The following is a 17,607-nucleotide window of genomic DNA, read 5'->3' as shown; positions in this document are numbered from 1 at the left end:
GTCAGCCCTTCACCGATCCGGCGGTCAGGCCCTTCATGACCTGCTGGTTGAGGAACACGTAGATGAGCAGCGTCCCGAGCACGTTGACCGAGATCGCGGCGAAGGTCGGCCCGTACTGCACCGCTCCGTACTCTCCGGTGAAGTTGAGCAGTCCGACCTGGATCGTGCGCAGGTCGCTGCTGTTGGTGAACGTCAGGGCGATGAGCAGGTCGTTCCAGAGGAAGAAGAACTGCACCAGACCGATCGTGAACAGGGCGTTCTTGACCAGCGGGAGGCCGATCGAGAAGAACGAACGGAAGATGGATGCGCCGTCGAGTGTCGACGCCTCGAAGATCTCCCGAGGCACCGAGCGGAAGAAGGTCGCCATCATGAACACGGTCAACGGCATCCCCAGCGCCACGTAGGTGATGATGAGCGGCCACAGCGTGCCGGTCATGTTCGTGCGGAAGTAGATCGTGAACAGCGGCAGCAGGATCATCTGCGCAGGCACCATGATGCCCGCGAGGAAGAGCAGCAGCACCGTGCCGCGCCCTTTCCAGACCATGACCTCGAGCGCGAAGCCGGCTGCTGTGCCGAAGATCAGGATGATCGCCAGCGACGGGAACACTGCGACGACGCTGTTGAGGATGTACTTGCCGAACTCGCCGGTGGTGAACACCTCGATGTAGTTGACGATGTCCCACGACTGCGGCAGAGCCCAGAACGGCTCGTTGAGGAACTCGTTCTGCGTCTTGAACGACCCGAGCAGCATCCACAGGATCGGATAGACCTCGACGATGAGCAGCACGGCGATGAGCAGCCGGATCGGCAGCCGTCGGAAGAAGTCTCTGGCGCCTCGACGGTTCGGATCGACGTCGCGGCGGGTGGGCAGCGGGGTGCCCGTGACGATGGCGGTTGTCGCACTCACTGGTTCAGTCCTTCGTCAGATCGCGGCGGGTGGAGCGGAAGATGAAGACCGTGAACAGCAGGCACAGGATCGTCAACATGAGGGCGATCGTGCTCCCGTACCCGTAGTCGCCGTAGGCGAACGAGGTGCGGAACATGTACAGGGTCAGCGGCGTGGTCGCGTTGCCGGGTCCGCCGTTGGTCAGCGCCACGACCGTGTCGAAGACCTTCAGCGTGCCGTTGATGCTGAAGATGATCGATGACAGCAGCACGGGCAGCGACAGCGGCAGGACGATCGTGCGGATGAGCTTCCAGCCGGATGCCCCGTCGATGCGCGCCGATTCGATGAGCTCGTCAGGGATGTCGACGAGTCCGGCGTACAACAGCACGGCATAGAAGCCCATCGACCGCCAGAGGTCCATCGCGATGATCACCCAGAAGGAGGCGTCGGGGGTGCCGAACCAGTCGAGGTTCTGCCCTCCGAGGATCCCGAGGAACGAGTTCACCGGTCCGACGGTCGGCGCGGCCTCGAACAGTCGCTGGAACAGCAGCGCGACCGCCACCGTGGGGAGCACCACGGGGAAGAACACGATCGTGCGGATGATCCCCGATCCCTTGCGCAGCCAGAAGACGTACATCAGAGAGAGCAGATAGCCCACGATCACCTGCAGGGCGGTGAGGATGAGCGCGTACTTCAGGGTGAAGAAGATCGCGTCCCAGGCGGCGGGGTCCTGGAAGAACTTGGTGAAATTGTCGAACCCGTTGAAGGTGAAGCCCGTGATGGGGTTGCCGTCCTGCACCGTGTAGAACAGCGACCACACGATCGGGACGAGCATGACGAGGGAGTAGACGAGCAGCGCGGGTCCGAGCAGGACGAAGATGGCGCGCTTGTCACCGAGGACTTTGTGCATGGTGGATCTCCTGATGCGACGAGGACGGTCTCGGGGCGGGCGGATGCCCGCCCCGAGAGTGGGTCAGCCTTCGTCGTTGGCGGCCTGGACGAGCGTCATGAACTCTTCGCCGGAGAGGCTGCCGTTGGCGAGACCTGCACCGTTGTTCTGGCTGATGCCGGTCGCCTTCGGGGTGAAGAGCGCCTCGAACCAGAGCACGCTCGACGGAGCGTTCGCGATCTCGTCCTGCACGGTCTGCGTCGTGGAGGGCAGATCGGCGGGAGGGTTGTCGACCACGAAGCCCGAGACGACACCGCTCTCGTTCAGCGCCGTGTCGCCGTAGCCCTCAGCGATGCACTTCAGCCACGCGGCCGCTTCATCGTCGTAGTTCTTCTCGGCGAACATCACCGGGATGCCGACGTTGGCCGGGATCTGGTCGATGCTGCCCTCGCCGCCCTCGACTGCGGGGAAGCGCGCGAAGCCGACGTTGTCGACCCCGATCTGGTTCTGCTCCTCGTCGTTGAAGTTCGCCAGCGCCCAGCTGCCCATGTAGTAGAAGGCGGCTTTCCCGCTGAGGAACAGGTTCATCGAGGCGTTGTAGTCGATCGAGCCGACGGCGTCACCGAAGTATCCGGCCTTGCCGAGTTCAGCGACCGCGTCTGCGGCGGCGACGTATTCGGGGTCCGTCAGTTTCGCATCGCCGTCCGCGACCTTCTGGAGTGCGTCGGGGCCGAGCGTGCGGAAGATGTAGTCGCCGACGAGGCGGGTGACGGGCCAGCCGTCCTTGCCCGCGGTGGCGAACGGCTGGACGCCGGCGTCCTTGAGCGTGGCTGCGGCATCGACGAGGTCGTCCCACGTCTCGGGCACCTCGATGTCGTTCTTCTCGAGAAGCTCCTTGTTGTACCAGAACCCCTCGATGTTGAATTCGGTCGGCAGCGCGTACAGGGCACCGTCACCATAGAGCGCCTTGACCGTCGATTCAGCCGCGGGCAGCAGCCGGTCGGAGACGCCCAGGTCGTCGAGTGCCTGGGAGAGGTCGAGAACCTTGCCCCCGTCGATGAACTCCGACATGAGCGCGGGGGTGCCGGCAGCCATCTGCATGTCCGACAGACCGTCCTGACTCGCGAGCAGCTGGAGCTGCTGGTCCCACTGCGTGCCCGAGATGTCATCGGACGTCAGCGGCGCCGCGTCGGCCGCAGCCTTGCACTGGTCGCCGGCGAGGGTCTCGAGCGTGCTGATGATCGTGGTGTTCTCGGTCTGGCCGAGATAGGTGAATTCGCCGGAACCGGCGCCGGACTCGGAGCCCGATCCTCCGGAGCCGCCGGAGCAGGCGGAGAGCGCGAGAGCGCCGACGCCGATGAGCGCGATTGCGGGGGCCAGGCGACGGGCGCGCCTCATTGCTGTGGTCACTGTTCCTCCTTGAAGAGCGACGCCTCTTTTGAAGCGCTTCATTCACACCATGCCATAGAAAAAAAGGCATTGTCAAGAGAGTTACGCATCACAAATGAAGCGCTTCACGAATAGTGATGCTCTAGAGTTGAAGGGCCAGGTCATGGCGACGATGCCGAGGAGGATGACGTGACCGACACTCCCCCGCCCGGGCGCTCGAAGCCCAGCATGGCGGACGTCGCCGCTCACGCGGGAGTCGCCCTCGGCACTGTGTCCAACACCCTCAACAATCCCGAGAAGGTGCGAGAGGCGACCCGTCGCAAGGTGCTGTCATCCATCGCCGAGCTCGGATTCGTCCGCAATGATGCTGCGCGCTCTCTCGCCGCGGGAAACAGCACCTCGGTCGGCCTGGTGCTGGCCGACCTCGGCAACTCCTTCTTCGTCGACATCGCGCGCGGCGCCGAGAGAGCGCTGCGGCGCCACAAGATGGACGTGCTGATCGTCAACTCGGACGTCGACCCCGATCGCGAGGTGCACAACCTCGAGCTGCTCGACCGTTCGCGCGTGGCCGGCATCATCCTCGCCCCTCTCGACACGGCGCTCGCGAAGTCGCCGCACCCCGAGAACCGCACCACTCCGACCGTGCTGGTGAACTTCGAGTCCCCGTCTCTCGCGTACCCGGGAGTCACCGTCGACGAGCGCCACGGCGGGGCGCTCGCCGCATCGCACCTGATCGCGCTCGGGCGCCGACGACTTCTCTTCGTGGGCGGTCCGCGTTTCCTCACGGCCGTCAACCAGCGCTGGGAGGGCGCCGAGCAGGCGACCGCCGCGCACCCCGACGCGCGCATCGAGATCCTCGAGACGCGAGGCGTGAACATCAGGCACGGACGGGATGCCGGACGGCAGATCCTCGCCCGCGGTGCGGGCACCTACGACGCGATCGTCGCAGCATCCGATCTCGTGGCCATCGGCCTCATCCAGATCCTCAACGAGGTGACCGGATTCTCGGTTCCGAACGACATCGCCATCACCGGCTACGACAACAACCACTTCGCGTCCGAGAGTGCGATCCCGATCAGCACGGTGAGTCAGCCGGGCGAGGAGATGGGCGCCGTCGCAGCAGATCTCCTGCTGGAGCGCATCGCCGACCCTGGTGCGGCGGCGCGCAGCGTCACCCTCGAGCCGCGCCTGCTCCCCCGCACGTCCACCCTCGGCGAGATGTGGCGCAGGGACTGACCTGCAGTCATGTCACCGCTCCCTCGCTGCGACGGAGATCACCCGTACCGAAGGTCTGAAACTCGCATCCGCTCCTTCGCAGCGTGAGTTCTCCTTCGCTGGACGGGCGTTCGCTGGATGGGCGTTCGCTGGACGGGCCTTCGCTGGACGGGCATGAGGGCCGAAAAGTGGAGCCGAAGATGGAGACCGCATGGATGCCGGACAACGCAAAACCCCCGCCGCTTGCGCGACGGGGGTTTCAGCTGATGTGCGCCCGAAGGGACTCGAACCCCTAACCTTCTGATCCGTAGTCAGATGCTCTATCCATTGAGCTACGGGCGCTCCTGGACCGCTCAGCGGGCCGTAGAACAGCCTACAACAGACGAGACGCGAAAGCGAAACGAGCGCTCACTCGTCACCGTCGGGCGTGTTCTGCTTGTTCTTCCGCTTCGCTTTCGCACGCTGCAGAGACGACAGCGCCTGCAGGTCGACGAGTCGCAGCGCCTGCATCCGCGCCTCGCGCATCCGGTCGTAATCGGGGTCCTGATCGGGTCGCATGCCCTCGACGCGCAGCCGACGATCGAGGTTGTGCCGCACGTCGGCCCAGGCGCCTTCGCGCGCCTCTTCGACGATGACGCGCAGGGCGGCCTCGTCCTCCATCATGTCGCGCAGCTTGGTCGCGACCCCGTGCGACTGCTTGGCCCTCCGACGCAGGTTGCGCACGTCGCGGTCCCGGTAGTCATGGGTTCCCGAGGGGTCGGAATGGCGACCGCGAGCGCGTTTGCGCAGCTCGGTCAGGTTGCGCTCGACCTCTTCGGACTCCTCGGCCATCGCCCGCAGCGCTTCCCGCGCATCGGCGACGTACTTGTCCGTGTCGAAGACGCCGTTCTCGGCGATCGTGCCGATGAGGATGTGATTCTTCACGGCGAGGCGCGCCGCAGCGGTCGCGATCGCAACGCCTTCGGCGATGGCATCCGCTGTTCGTCCCACCCCTACCTCCTCCCTTCGAGCGTACCGGTATCGCTCGGGGATGCAGTGGGCCAGAATGGATCGGAATCGGGTCTCTCCGACCCGCTCCACGACCGGCTGCTCTCCCGATCGCCGCCAGGAGGGATGCGATGAAGCGTCTCACGCTCACCGGAAGCACGACGGTCATCACGGGCGCTGCGAGCGGGATGGGTGCCGACATCGCCCGGCTGCTCGCTCGCCGACGCGTGCATCTGGCGCTCATCGACCACAACGCCGACGGCCTCGCAGCCATCGCCGCCGAGCTCACGGGCGCCATCGTCACGACCCATGTGGTCGACCTCCGCGACGACGACGCCGTCTTCGCCACGGCCGCGGAGATCACCGCGGCGCACCCCAGGGCGAATGCTCTGATCACGTGCGCAGGCTCCTCGATGCTCGGCGACCTCGACCAGCTGACCATGGAGGAGATGCGCTGGCTGACGGATGTGAACCTCTGGGGCACGGTGTCGATCACGAAGGCGCTGCTCCCCGCCCTGCGCGCGGCGCCGGCTGCCCACATCACTCACCTCGCCAGCGTCTACGCGCTGGCAGCCCCCGCGGGACGCATCCCCTACTCCCTGAGCAAGTTCGCGGTGCGCGGGTTCTCCGAGGCCCTGCGCCACGAACTCGACGGCACCTCGGTGACGGTGGGAGCGGTGTATCCCGCCGGCGTGCGCACGGGCATCATCCTGCACGGACGGTATGCCGCGGCGATCGAGCCGGCCGTCGCCGCGCGAGCCGCGGCCGCCCAGGCGGCGATGTACCACACGGAGCCCGCGGATGCCGCGGCGCTGATCGTGCGCGCGACCGAACGTCGCCGCGCCCGCACGATGGTCGGACGCGAGGCGCGACTGATCGATGTGCTCACCCGCGTCGCCCCGTCGAGCTACTGGAGGGTCATGCGGCGTCCCCTGCGCGAGGCCATCGACACGACGACGCCGATCGCCTGAGTCAGCCGACTGCGCCGACCCAGATCCCGGACGCCCACGCCTGCTGGTCGGCGTCGCACCCGACAGATCCCGGATATCCGCGAACCACCGCCATGCAGTTCGCAAGGAACTCGGCGTCTCCTCCGAACGCGGAGTAGTAGGCATCTGACGACGTCAGGGCGCCCCACACCCGGAATTGGTAGATGTGCGCCAGCTCATGCGCCATCGCCCAGTTCAGTCGGTCGGCACTCCAGTCGACGATGTCGGCGCGGTACTTGATGAAGCCGCCGCTGTTCGCGCACGCCGGCGCGGTCCCTCCCGCACAGGAAGCCGATTCGTAGAGCCCGACCGCCCCGCCGCCGACCTGGTCGAGAGCGGCACGCACGCGCGCGTACCCGTCCGGACCGCTCGATGCCCACGCGGGGCCCGAGGGAGCGGCGTACTGCGCCGTCTCCCAGCTGCCGATGTCCTGACCCACCTTGTCGATGAGGGCATGCACGGTGGCTGTGGCGGCGACCACGGTCGCCGGGTTCTTGCGCTCGTCGAGCACTGACTGCTGGGCCGACTGCGCGGAGGCCCTGTGTGCCGAGGTGTCGACCTTGCCGACTGCTCCCTCGATCGTCGCAGTCAGCGCCGCGATCTCGTCGACGAACGCGGGCCGCACCTCGAGGACTGCGGCACGCGCTGCGGTGTCCTTCTCGGCGATCGCGATCGATCCGTCGAGGTGGTCCGTGCGCATCTCCGCCGTACGGATCGACTGCGCCAGCGACTGCAGCTCGGCGATCGCCTCTGCCCTGTCCTCGTCCAGGGCCGCGGCGCGACCGACGACGCCCGCAGTCAGCATCACTGCTGCGACGATCGTGACGGAGAGGAACCGCCGGATCACAGAGTTCGCCTCATGGCAGGAACCCGGAGGTGTCGGTGAGCAGCGTCTCCTGTTCGGCGATGGTGGTGCGCAGTGCCGTCAGCTGCTCGGCGAGACGGAGGTTCACCTCGCGCGCGAGCTCGAGCCGCTCTTCCGCCTGGACGACAGCCGCCCTCGCCTCGGCGAGGGCATCCACACGCTGCTGATCCGCGACAGCGATGAGCACCGTTCCGCCGAGGAGCAGCAGTCCCCCCGCGACGACGGCGACGCCTCTCATATCGCTCCCCAGGACACGACTCTCCGGAACCATTCCGTATGGCCAATATATCCCCGCGGGAGACCGCTCTCCAGGCCGGTCGGTGGTCGGCCGCGCGGCGCGGTCGTGCGCTGCGTTCGCGCGGCACGCCGGGCCGGGACGCTCAGATCGACTAGGCCTGGTCGCTGAGGCGTCGCTCGGCGGCTTCCTGCCCGCTGGCCAGATGGCGCGGGACCATCACGCGCAGGGCGTCCGTGTCACGTGCGGCGACCGCTTCGAGGATCAGCCGATGCTCCTCGGCCATCGCGAGCAGATCGTCGTGCTGCCCGAAGAGCCAGCGCAGCCGTGTGACGAACACCGCGATGAGCTCGCCCAGCATCTCGTTGCCGGCGAGCTCGGCCGAGATCTCGTGGAACTCGCCCGCAGCGATTCGCGCCGCCTCGATCTCGCCCGCGGATGCTGCGGCGAATTCGCGCTCATAGGCCGCCCGAAGCCGCGCGATCCCCTCGTCGGTGTGACGTTCGGCGGCGAAGACGAAGATCAGGGTCTCGATCGCCTCGCGGACCTCCCCGAAATCCCGGATGTCCCGATGCGTGAACTCCCGCACGACTGCCCAGGTCCGCGGGCGTGCGACGACCACTCCCTCGCCGACGAGAGTGCGGATGGCCTCGCGCACCGGAAGCCGCGAGACGTTGAGCTCGGCCGCGATATCTCGTTCGACCAGCCGGGAACCGGGGGCGCGCCGACCGAGCACGATGTCATCGCGAAGAACGCGCGTCACCCGCACCGACTCGAGTTCGCCGGTAGTCCCCACCCCCGCCATGACCGAATTGTCTCACTCGGAGAACCGCCCGACAAGTTTGGTATCCCAACGCGGCGCATATGTTACGGGTGCTCCATCGGGGGCGGACAGAGAAAAGGGGAGCGAATGCCTCGGCATCCGCTCCCCTCGTCCGTGTCGTCAGGGCAGACGGTTGGCGATCGCGAGGTTCGCCGTCAGCTCGTCGGCGTTCTGGCGCACGACGTATGCCGGGCGATCCCGCTCGACCCTCCAGGACTCGCTGAGGGGTCCGACGTTGACCGTGTCGAAGCCGGCGTCGTCGTAGAAGCGGGTGACGAAGGCGACGGCCTCGGCGTCATCGCCCGCTGTGGCGAGGGCGCGTCGATCGGGTGTGCCCGCGGGCGATCCGTCGGTCGTGATGTCGGCCGCGAGGATGTGGTTGAACGCCTTGGCGATGCGCGACGTCGGCAGCTGCGCCTGCAGGAGCTCCGATGTGGTGGTCTCGCCGCGGTCGAGGGCCTCGATGTGCCCATCGCGCTCGAAGTAGTAGTTGTTCGTGTCGAGCACGATCTTGCCCGCGAGCTGCTCGACCGGCAGCTCGTCGATCTTGCCCAGGGGGACGGTGACGACCACGGCGTCTCCGGCCGCAGCCGCATCCACCGCGGTTGCGGCAGTCGCTCGATCGCCGAGTTCTGCGACGAGATCCGAGAGCGTCTCCGGTCCACGGGAGTTCGCGATCACCACGTCGTAGCCGTTCGCCACGGCGACCCGTGCGATCTGGCTGCCGATGTGTCCTGCACCGATGATTCCGAGAGTAGTCATGTGGGGCCCAACGCCCGTCCCGCGCCGCTATTCCCGCGCGACCCCGCGTGTCGCGATCACACCGTGAGCAGGAAGCGCTCCTCGACCCGCCGATAGCCGAGGCTCTCGTAGAGACGGATCGCGGAGGCGTTGAAACCGAAGACATGCAGCCCGATCGAGTCGGCACCGAGTCGTGCGGCCTCGCGCTCGGCCGCGAGCATGAGATCACGACCATAGCCCTTGCGGCGCTGGTCCTCGGCGACCTCGATGTCGAGGATGAACCCGTGCGGGCGCCCTCCTCGCCGACGGATGCCGATCCACAGCACCCCGACCTCGATGCCGTCCACGTGGGCGGTGAACAGCTTCTGCCCCTCCGAATCGATGCCGTCCGGCAGCTCGAGCTCCATCTGCCGGTGCGACTCGACGACGGCATCCTCCGCCGAATACCGACCGGATGCCACCAGGTCTTCCGCGAAGGCCGCCTCGGACGCGGCAGCGAAGCTCGCGAAGCGCTCCGGGGTCATCGGCTCCACGACGAACGCGCCGTCTGACGGCTGTGCCGCCCGAGACGGCAGCGGTTCGAGAAGCATCTGGATCGACGCGACCTCGAATCCCCTCCCCTCGACGAAACCGCGACCAGCGGTGTCGGACGAATGCAGGGCGACACTCAGACGACCGACCTGCTGCCTCCGCGCGAGCGTCGTCAGCTCGTCGAGGAGGCCGTCGAGCTGTCGGCCACTCGGCTCGGTCGCGAACGCGAGATCGACGATGAACAGCACGCCGTTGTTCGCGGCGAGCCAGACGGTGCCGATCCGGGCGTCGCCGTCATCGATCGTGAGGATGAGCGAGGTCTCGGTGTCGTGCCCTGCGGGGAGCAGCTCGTCGAGCACGGCGTCCACGTGCGAGACGGCATCGTCGCCGACGTGCATCCCGGACTCCTGCCGCAGCGACACGAGTCGTGCTCTCGTGGCCTCGCGCCAGTCGTCGAAGGCGTCTGCGGTGAGAGGAGTCAGTTCAAGAGGCATGATTCCATCTTGCACCGCATCGCCTCGGTGCTCAGGACTTGTGGAGTGCATCCTCCGCAGCGACCCAGGCGAGCATGGCGCACTTCACCCGTGCCACGTATCGCGAGACGCCCCCGAGAGCAGCGGCATCGCCGAGCAGCTCTTCATCCGGTTCGATCTTGCCGCGCGAACGCATCGCCTCGCGGAACGCGGCGATGCGGATCTCGAGCTCGTCGACCGTGAGCCCCTCGGCGAGCTCGGCGAGCAGCGACGCGGATGCCTGCGAGATGGCGCATCCGTGCCCTTCCCACGCGATCGCCTCGATGCCGCCGTCGGCGCCGCGGTGCACCTGCAGAGTCACCTCGTCACCGCAGGTCGGGTTCACCTGGTGCGACTGCGCGGCGATCTCACCCCGGAGCCCGAACCCGTGCGGGGTGCGGGAGTGATCGAGGATGAGCTCTTGATACAGGTTCTGCAGGTCGCTCATGCGCCCCTCCGGAAGAAGTCGATCGCACCCTGGACGCCGTCGATCACGGCGTCGATCTCGTCATCGGTCGTGTACAGGTACGTGCTGGCCCTCGTCGATGAGGTGACGCCGAGGCGACGATGCAGCGGCTGTGCGCAGTGGTGTCCGACACGCACCGCGATGCCGCGATCATCGAGGAACTGCCCGACGTCGTGCGAGTGGATGCCCTCGACGTCGAAGCTCGCCAGGCCCACACGCGGCAGATCGATGCCGGCACCGAGCACGCGCACCCCATCGATGGCCGTGAGCCCCTCGACGAGTCGCGCGCCGAATGCAGCCTCGTGCGCCGCGATGCGCGGCATCCCCACCGCGGTCAGATAGTCGATCGCCGCGGCGAGCGCGACCGCCTGGGACACCCGCTGGGTGCCGGCTTCGAACCGTTGCGGCGGCGGCAGGTATTCCGCCTCCGTCGTGGTGACGGTGGTGATCATCGATCCGCCCGTCAGGAACGGCGGCATGGCCTCGAGCAGCTCACGCCGCCCGTAGAGCGCGCCGATTCCCGTCGGCCCGAGCATCTTGTGGCCGGACACCACGGCGAAGTCGACGTCGAGTGCGCGGACATCCAGCGGCAGATGGGGTGCCGACTGGCAGGCGTCGAGCACGACGAGCGCGCCGACGGCGCGCGCACGCGCCACAAGATGCTCGACCGGATTGATGACGCCGAGCACGTTCGACACATGCGTGACGGCGATGAGCTTCGTGCGGTCGGTGATGAGATCTGCGGCGGCGTCGAGCCGGAGGGCACCGTCGTCGTCGAGCGGGATGACCCGCAGGGTCGCTCCTGTGCGGGCCGCGAGCTCCTGCCACGGGATGAGGTTGGCGTGATGCTCCATCTCGGTCGTGACGATCTCGTCGCCCTCGCGCAGACGCAGGCGCTCGGCTGCCGCTCCCCCGCGGCCGAGCGAGGCGTTCGAGATCGAATACGCGATGAGGTTGAGCGCCTCGGTGGCGTTCGACGTCCACACGATCTCGCCCTCGTCGGCACCCACGAACCGCGCGACGGCGGCCCGAGCGTCCTCGAACACCTCGGTGGCCTCGGCTGCGAGAGTGTGCGCACCACGGTGAACGGCCGCGTTGAGGGTGGTGGCGAACTCGCGTTCGGCGTCGAGCACGGCGAGCGGACGCTGCGACGTCGCACCCGAATCCAGATACACGAGCGGGTGCCCGTTGACCTCGGAGCGCAGGATCGGGAAGTCCTCGCGGAGTCGCCTCACCTCGACATCGGTCAGCGGGCCGCCCCCGGTCGGGGCGATCACGTCGGATTCGCGGGAGATGCTCATCCTTCTAGCTTCTCATCTGGCGCACCCCGCGGGGCCCTGCGCACACGGGGCGACGGTCAGGGAACGACGAGGATGTAGTCCGTGTCCGAGATGCCGAGGACCCCCGTCGCCGGGTCGACGTAGCGCAGGGTGATCCGATGGAGCCCGGGCCGGATGTCGATGAACGACACGATGGTCGAGGAGTCGTCGAGCAGCGCGAGCGACGCCGTCTCCCCGTCCAGGGACACGGATGCCGTCGAGCCGGCGACGCCGCGGACGTCGAGCGAGAGGTCATCCCGTCGCCCGTCGCCGTCGGAGTCGACGCGGGAGATCGCACCGTCCGAGTCTTCGGCGAGCCCAGGGACCGGGAAGTAGAGGCGCCCCGTCGGATCACTCACCGTCCGCACACCGGTGGTCCGGGATGTGTGGCGCATCGAGATCGACATGCCCTGGTGAAGCGTGTCGACATCGGGGCGCACCGAGAAATCTCCGTCAGGACCGACGAGGGTGGAGGCGATCACGAGGCCGGTCTCGTCGATGATCTGCACCGCTGCTCCCGGAGTTCCCGTGCCGGTGATGGTCGGGGTAACAGTCGTCCCCGGCAGGATGCTCCAGTCCATCGTCACCGGCTCGACGACGGGAGGCTCGATGACCGGAGGGTCGATCACCGGCGGGTCGACGACCGGCGGGTCGACGGCAGGCGGCTCGACGACCGGCGGGTCGACGACCGGAGGGTCGATCACCGGAGGGTCGATCACCGGAGGGTCGACGACAGGAGGGTCAACCACCGGCGGGTCGACCGCCGGCGGCTCGACGACCGGCGGGTCGACCACCGGAGAGTCGACGACAGGAGGGTCGACGACCGGCGCCTTCACGACGGGAGGCGCGATGACCGAGGGGCCGCCGGCGGGAGGCGCGACCACGGACGGGTCGACCACCGGGGGAACCACGATGATCGGGTCGATGACGACCTCGGGGCCGGCGTGCTCCTCGGGAACGGTCACGGGCGTCTGCGGGTCGACACCCGTCTCGGCCTCCTCCGCCGGCGCGATCGGGCTCGGGACCGCCGTCGATTCGGGCGACATGATCGGCGCCGGAGATGCGACGACGAGCGCGGACGACGGTGTCGACGACTCCTCGGCGTTCGGCGCGCCCACGGGCGCCAGCTGTGCGGCCACCGCTGCGACCGCGACGACGGCCCCGGCTGCCGCGACGGATCCGCCGACGACCAGCCACCGAGCGGTACCCCTGGGCATCCAGGCCGGCGCAGACGCAGCCGTCGCAGGCGCAGGAGATCCGGCCGAATAGGCTAACGCCGCCGGTCCGCCGATGATCACGGGAAGCAGCACGGCGCGCAGCTTCGATGACGCCTGCTCGATCTCGGCGCTCGCCATCGTGCACCGCTGGCAGCGCTCCAGGTGCGCGTCGAATCGCGCTCGGTCGGCACGCGCCACATGGCGCCTGCGCCCCTGCGCCACGATGCGCTCGCAGACCCACCGGCATTCCGGGTCACGTCCCGGTTCCTTGATGTGGGCCTGCAGCCAGGCGAGCTTGAAGCCCTCGCGCGCCCGGGCCGCCAGCACCGAGACGGCGTTGGGAGTCATGCCCATGAGCGGCGCGATCTCGCGCGGCTTCATGCCCTCGACCTCGAGGTACCAGAGCAGTGTGCGCCACCGTTCGGGGAGGTCCTTGAACGCCACCGTCAGCAGCGCCTTGTCAGAGAGCAGGTCGAGCGAATCCTCCGTGTGCTCGGTCGGAAGCTCCTCGATGTATTCGAGCGCGACGACGTCCTTCTGCTTTCCTCCCCATGTGGCGGCCGCGCTGCGCACGGCCGCGAAGATGTAGGGACGGAACGCATCCGTCGGACCTCCGCCATTGCGGATCGCGCTGAAGGTCTTGGCGAACGCCTCACTGACGAGATCCTCGGGGTCGATCGAGCTCGTGATCGAACGCGCCGCGCGGAGGGCTGCCGGCGAGTGACGATCCCACAGCACGCCGAACGCACTGCTGTTCCCCGCTCGGGTCGCGAGGACGAGCTCGTCGTCACTCGTCTCGGGATCGATCCGCGTGCGCCGCTCGCGCACTGTCGACGAGCTCATGGCGCGACCCGTTCGGCGCGAATCGAGGCAGGAGCAACGGACGGGTCGTTCACAGGGATCCCTTTCGACTTCTTACTGTCAGTCTCGCGACATCGCGATCTGACCGGTATGTAGATTCATACGAGAGTTCTTGACACCGAATAGAGAAGATTCCATGGCCTTCGATGACATCCGCGCCGAAGCTCCCACGTTGCGCGACGCGCTCCGTCTGAGCGACGGGAGGCTCTTCTCCCCCCGTCGAAACACGCGGCTCGATGCCAGGACGTACGTGGGCGTGGAGTTCTACGATCCGTCGGCATCCGCATCCGACTACACCGATCGCATCGTCCTCGGGGCCGGTGTCGCGACGACGAGCGTTCCGGCCCTCGTCGCCGAGCTGGCCGATGTCGGGGCGGCCGCGCTGGTGGTGCGCGCTCCCGATGACGGCGATGGCCTGGAGCGCATTGCCCTCGATCTGCACGTCGCCCTGCCTGTCCTCCACCACAGTGACGGGGACTGGGCACAGCTGGCGAACGTCCTGCGGTCGCTGCTGAGCGGTCACTCGATCGGCCGGGTCTCGGGTGTGCGACTGGGAGACCTCTTCGGCCTCGCCAACGCCATCGCCACCCTCGCGGACGGTGCCGTCAGCATCGTCGACTCGACCGGTCAGATCGTCGGCTACTCCACGCACAGCGAGCAGCCGATCGACGACGTCCGTCGACGCACCACTCTGCTGCTGCAGGAGGACATCTCGATCGCATCCGACTCGCGCTACCGGTCGCTGCTCCGCGCCAGCGAGGCACGGCACTTCCCCTCGAGCACCGACGAGTTCGGACGCGTCGGGATCGCCGTGCGAGCGTCCGGCGAGCTGCTCGGCTCTCTCTGGGTGATCCAGATCGATCCATCGCCGGCCGCCCGGACCCGGTCCCTGCTGGAGGAGATGGAACCGATCGTGGCCCAGCATCTGCTTCGTGCTCGAGCGGAGGCGGGCGACCGGGACCGTCGGACATCCGACCTGCTCCGCACGCTTCTCGAAGATCGACGGCATGCCCGCGGCGCGGCGTCGCAGCTCCTCATCCGTCCCGAAGCCGGATGCACGGTCGTGTGCTTCCGGATCACCACGTTCGACGAGGTGGAGGCGATGCGCGGTCTGCAGCGAGTACTCCATCTGGCGATGAGCGTGTCCGGCGCCGCTTTCCCCGGCTCCCACAGCGCGGTCGTCGGCCCGGAGGTCGTGACGCTCATCCCGGGCCCGAACGCGGCTGCGGTCGAGACCTTCACCCAGGCGGTGATCCGGATCGACGACGCGTTGATCGCCGGCATCGGCACGCGCGCGTACGACATCAACGGCATCGGCCGTTCCTATCGTGAGGCCGGGGCCACGGCCGGCGTGCTCGTGAGTTCGTCGCTCCGCGACGACCATGAGCTCCGTATCGCGACCTTCGACGAGATGCGCGATCGCCTGGCGATCCTCCAGGTCGCCGACCTGATCGACGGCCTGGATGCCACGGTCGGCGACGCCGCGAGCATCCTCGCCGAGCATGATGCCGCGCAGGGCACCCGTCTGACGCACACCATGCGGGTCTTCCTCGACCAGCTCGGCAGTGTGCGTGAGACCGCCAGCGCACTGCACGTTCACCAGAACACCGTCCGGTATCGGCTCGATGTCGTGCGCAACGAGCTCGGGATCGACATCGATTCGCCGGCCACGCGACTCTGGCTCTGGCTCCGGCTGTCGGCGACCGCGCGCACCGCAGTGTGAGGACTCATTCGATCGCCGCCGGCAGCAGCACGGTCACTCCGGCACGACCCGTGGACGGCTCGATGTACCGGGCGGCGACGAACGGCTCATCGACACCGGATCGCACGACGATCCCGTCGATGTCGTCGGTCGCGAGCCGCACAGTGCGCGATCGCCCCTGCTCATCGAGCAGCTCGACCCACGCATCCGGTGCGGCGCTCAGATGCAGACAGCTGACAGCGCCGAGGGACGCCTCAGGACAGGCATCCTGGTCCGCGGCCGCGATCGTGGGCGTCGCGAAGGTGAGCGGCCCCATCGCCTCCGCCCACTCGGTGACTCCGGTCGCCGCGTCGTACTGCCTCACGCTGAGCGTCATGCCCTGGCGCAGGGCTTCGCCCGAGACGTCGAGCACGAATGCGCCGTCTTCGTCGATCACCCCGGTGTCGAGCATGACGCCGCTCTCGTCGGTCACCGTGACGACCGCGCCTGCAGCGCCGACCCCCTCGATCAGATCCGGCACGAGAGAGTCCTGGGCGATCGACCGGGTGATGCGGAACTCCGCCAGGTCGATGGGCGGCGGTGTATCCGACGGAGCGTCGGTCGGGGTCGGGGTCGGGGTCGGAACCGCTGTCGACGGGGCCGGGGCGATACTGAGCGGGGTCAGTGGGGGCTGCCTCTCGCCGGGTCCTGGAGTCTCCGGTTCACGGCTCGCGTCCGAATCGGGCTCCAGTCCCGCATCGACCTCGGGCTCCGGCGACGGCAGGGGCTGCGGTTCGGGCATCGGCTCCGATGCGGGCGGCTGAGTCGGGAAGCGCGGCAGATCTTCGAGAACCGGGCCCGCCTCACCGGAGACCGACGCCTCGGAGATCGACCGGGTGAGTTCCGAATCGTCCGATTCCTCGGCCGACAGACTCAGGACGCTGCCCGCCAGGATGACGGCGCCGACCACGACGACGGCGGTCGCCGCCAAGGCGGCCAAGCCACCGGCCGGTACCACCGCCGCTGCTCCGTGCGCGGCGACAGGCGCCCCCGCGCCGATCGAGGAGGTTGCTGCATCGGCCCAGCCAGACGACCCGGTGGACCCCACCACGGAGCTCGCGCCCATGACCTGCGCCTCCGCGGAGGCATCACCGGTGTAGATCGCCGCCGCCACGCCTCCCAACAGCGCGGCAGGCAGGATCGCCCGCAGCCGCTGCGAGACGGTATCGATCTCCGCGGCGACGATCCGGCATCCGCCGCACACGCTCATGTGCTCTCTGAAACGGTCGGCGTCGCCGACCGCGACCGGACGACCGCGACGGTCGACCACGCGCTCGCAGAACCACCTGCAGTCCTCAGACCGCGAGGGATCGTGGATGTGCGCCTCGAGCCAGGCGCGTTTGAAGCTGTCGCGTGCGCGCGCCGCCAGAGCGGAGACCGCATTGGCCGTCATCCCCATCAGGGGCGCGAGCTCTCGCGGCTTCATGCCCTCGACCTCGAGATACCAGAGCAGCGTGCGATGCCGAGCCGACAGCGTGCCGAACACGGCCGCGATGCTGGATCGCTCGGCGATGCGCTCGAAGGCATCGCCGCCCTCCGACGACAGATCGCCCTCCGAGATCAGGTCGATCGACAGGTCGGTCCCGTTGCGGGACCAGCGCGCGGCCGTGTTGCGCAGCGTGGCGAGGAGATACGGCCGGAACGCGTCGCTCGGCCCGCCGCCCGCCTTGGTCACCCGGAGTATCGACGCGAACGCCTCGCTCACGAGATCGTCGGGATCCGCCGAGGGCGAGATCGCTCGCGCGGCTCGGCGCGCGGATTCGACATGCCGGCGCCACAGGAGGGCGAAGTCGCCGATGTCGCCACCCCGCACCGCCTCGATGATCTCGGCATCGGACGGCTCACCCGAGATGTCGTCGTCGTCGAGATACGTACCGAGGATCATGCTGCTCCGGATGCTGTCGAGTCCGGCATCGCGAGCGCAGCGCCGGAGACGGTTGA

General features: G+C 68.0%; 16 protein-coding genes and 1 tRNA gene. 3 read left to right on the top strand and 14 right to left on the bottom strand.

Going from position 1 to position 17,607, the window contains the following annotated elements; translation table 11 throughout:
- Nucleotide 1: 1 nt before the first annotated feature.
- From BEP68_RS10670 to BEP68_RS10660, 3 genes are all read right to left on the bottom strand, one after another.
- Complete coding sequence (locus BEP68_RS10670) at nt 2–907, bottom strand: carbohydrate ABC transporter permease (RefSeq protein WP_315985305.1); 906 nt, start codon at nt 905–907, stop codon at nt 2–4.
- A gap of 4 nt (nt 908–911) precedes the next feature.
- Nucleotides 912–1,796 (bottom strand): carbohydrate ABC transporter permease, encoded by an 885-nt coding sequence (locus BEP68_RS10665; RefSeq protein WP_053098799.1) that lies wholly within the window; start codon nt 1,794–1,796, stop codon nt 912–914.
- 63 nt (nt 1,797–1,859) lie between these two features.
- Nucleotides 1,860–3,185: an ABC transporter substrate-binding protein gene (locus BEP68_RS10660; RefSeq protein WP_295101751.1), complete on the bottom strand. Its 1,326-nt coding sequence runs from the start codon at nt 3,183–3,185 to the stop codon at nt 1,860–1,862.
- 168 nt (nt 3,186–3,353) lie between these two features.
- Between BEP68_RS10660 and BEP68_RS10655 the strand changes: the two genes are divergently transcribed.
- Nucleotides 3,354–4,400: a LacI family DNA-binding transcriptional regulator gene (locus BEP68_RS10655; RefSeq protein WP_315985304.1), complete on the top strand. Its 1,047-nt coding sequence runs from the start codon at nt 3,354–3,356 to the stop codon at nt 4,398–4,400.
- 248 nt (nt 4,401–4,648) lie between these two features.
- Here BEP68_RS10655 and BEP68_RS10650 read toward each other — a convergent pair.
- A tRNA-Arg gene (locus BEP68_RS10650) sits at nt 4,649–4,721 on the bottom strand.
- A 66-nt stretch (nt 4,722–4,787) separates the two neighbouring features.
- Nucleotides 4,788–5,369, bottom strand: a complete 582-nt coding sequence (locus BEP68_RS10645) for a hypothetical protein (RefSeq protein ID WP_056276922.1) — start codon at nt 5,367–5,369, stop codon at nt 4,788–4,790.
- Nucleotides 5,370–5,497: 128 nt separating this feature from the next.
- On the opposite strand from BEP68_RS10645, the gene BEP68_RS10640 reads away from it, so the two are divergent.
- Complete coding sequence (locus BEP68_RS10640) at nt 5,498–6,337, top strand: SDR family NAD(P)-dependent oxidoreductase (RefSeq protein ID WP_187249955.1); 840 nt, start codon at nt 5,498–5,500, stop codon at nt 6,335–6,337.
- A gap of 1 nt (nt 6,338) precedes the next feature.
- Here the strand turns inward: BEP68_RS10640 and BEP68_RS10635 are convergent, their stop codons facing one another.
- The 8 genes from BEP68_RS10635 to BEP68_RS10600 form a co-directional block, all read right to left on the bottom strand.
- A complete protein-coding gene (locus BEP68_RS10635; protein WP_315985303.1) occupies nt 6,339–7,202 on the bottom strand; it encodes a hypothetical protein in 864 nt (287 codons plus the stop codon).
- 10 nt (nt 7,203–7,212) lie between these two features.
- Nucleotides 7,213–7,458 (bottom strand): hypothetical protein, encoded by a 246-nt coding sequence (locus tag BEP68_RS10630; protein WP_072590746.1) that lies wholly within the window; start codon nt 7,456–7,458, stop codon nt 7,213–7,215.
- Nucleotides 7,459–7,609: 151 nt separating this feature from the next.
- Nucleotides 7,610–8,260: a GntR family transcriptional regulator gene (locus BEP68_RS10625; RefSeq protein WP_053098794.1), complete on the bottom strand. Its 651-nt coding sequence runs from the start codon at nt 8,258–8,260 to the stop codon at nt 7,610–7,612.
- Nucleotides 8,261–8,398: 138 nt separating this feature from the next.
- Entirely contained in the window at nt 8,399–9,040 is a 642-nt protein-coding gene (locus tag BEP68_RS10620) for an NADPH-dependent F420 reductase (protein WP_187249954.1), read from the bottom strand.
- A gap of 56 nt (nt 9,041–9,096) precedes the next feature.
- Entirely contained in the window at nt 9,097–10,044 is a 948-nt protein-coding gene (locus BEP68_RS10615) for a GNAT family N-acetyltransferase (protein WP_187249953.1), read from the bottom strand.
- 31 nt (nt 10,045–10,075) lie between these two features.
- Nucleotides 10,076–10,510, bottom strand: a complete 435-nt coding sequence (gene sufU, locus BEP68_RS10610; protein WP_056276906.1) for a Fe-S cluster assembly sulfur transfer protein SufU — start codon at nt 10,508–10,510, stop codon at nt 10,076–10,078.
- A complete protein-coding gene (locus BEP68_RS10605) occupies nt 10,507–11,829 on the bottom strand; it encodes a cysteine desulfurase (protein ID WP_187249952.1) in 1,323 nt (440 codons plus the stop codon). The genes sufU and BEP68_RS10605 overlap by 4 nt, the downstream gene beginning before the upstream one ends.
- Before the next feature lie 56 nt (nt 11,830–11,885).
- A complete protein-coding gene (locus BEP68_RS10600) occupies nt 11,886–13,907 on the bottom strand; it encodes an RNA polymerase sigma factor (RefSeq protein ID WP_187249951.1) in 2,022 nt (673 codons plus the stop codon).
- Nucleotides 13,908–14,061: 154 nt separating this feature from the next.
- On the opposite strand from BEP68_RS10600, the gene BEP68_RS10595 reads away from it, so the two are divergent.
- Nucleotides 14,062–15,648, top strand: coding sequence for a PucR family transcriptional regulator (locus BEP68_RS10595; protein WP_187249950.1), 1,587 nt, complete (start codon nt 14,062–14,064; stop codon nt 15,646–15,648).
- A 4-nt stretch (nt 15,649–15,652) separates the two neighbouring features.
- Here BEP68_RS10595 and BEP68_RS10590 read toward each other — a convergent pair whose 3' ends face one another.
- Entirely contained in the window at nt 15,653–17,551 is a 1,899-nt protein-coding gene (locus BEP68_RS10590) for a sigma-70 family RNA polymerase sigma factor (protein ID WP_187249949.1), read from the bottom strand.
- Nucleotides 17,552–17,607: the final 56 nt, after the last annotated feature.

It is taken from the genome of Microbacterium sp. 4-7 (assembly GCF_014332665.1).
In the GTDB taxonomy this organism is placed as follows: domain Bacteria; phylum Actinomycetota; class Actinomycetes; order Actinomycetales; family Microbacteriaceae; genus Microbacterium.
The sequence above is the reverse complement of the archived record's forward strand: the minus strand, read 5'-3'. Positions and strand labels throughout refer to the sequence as shown.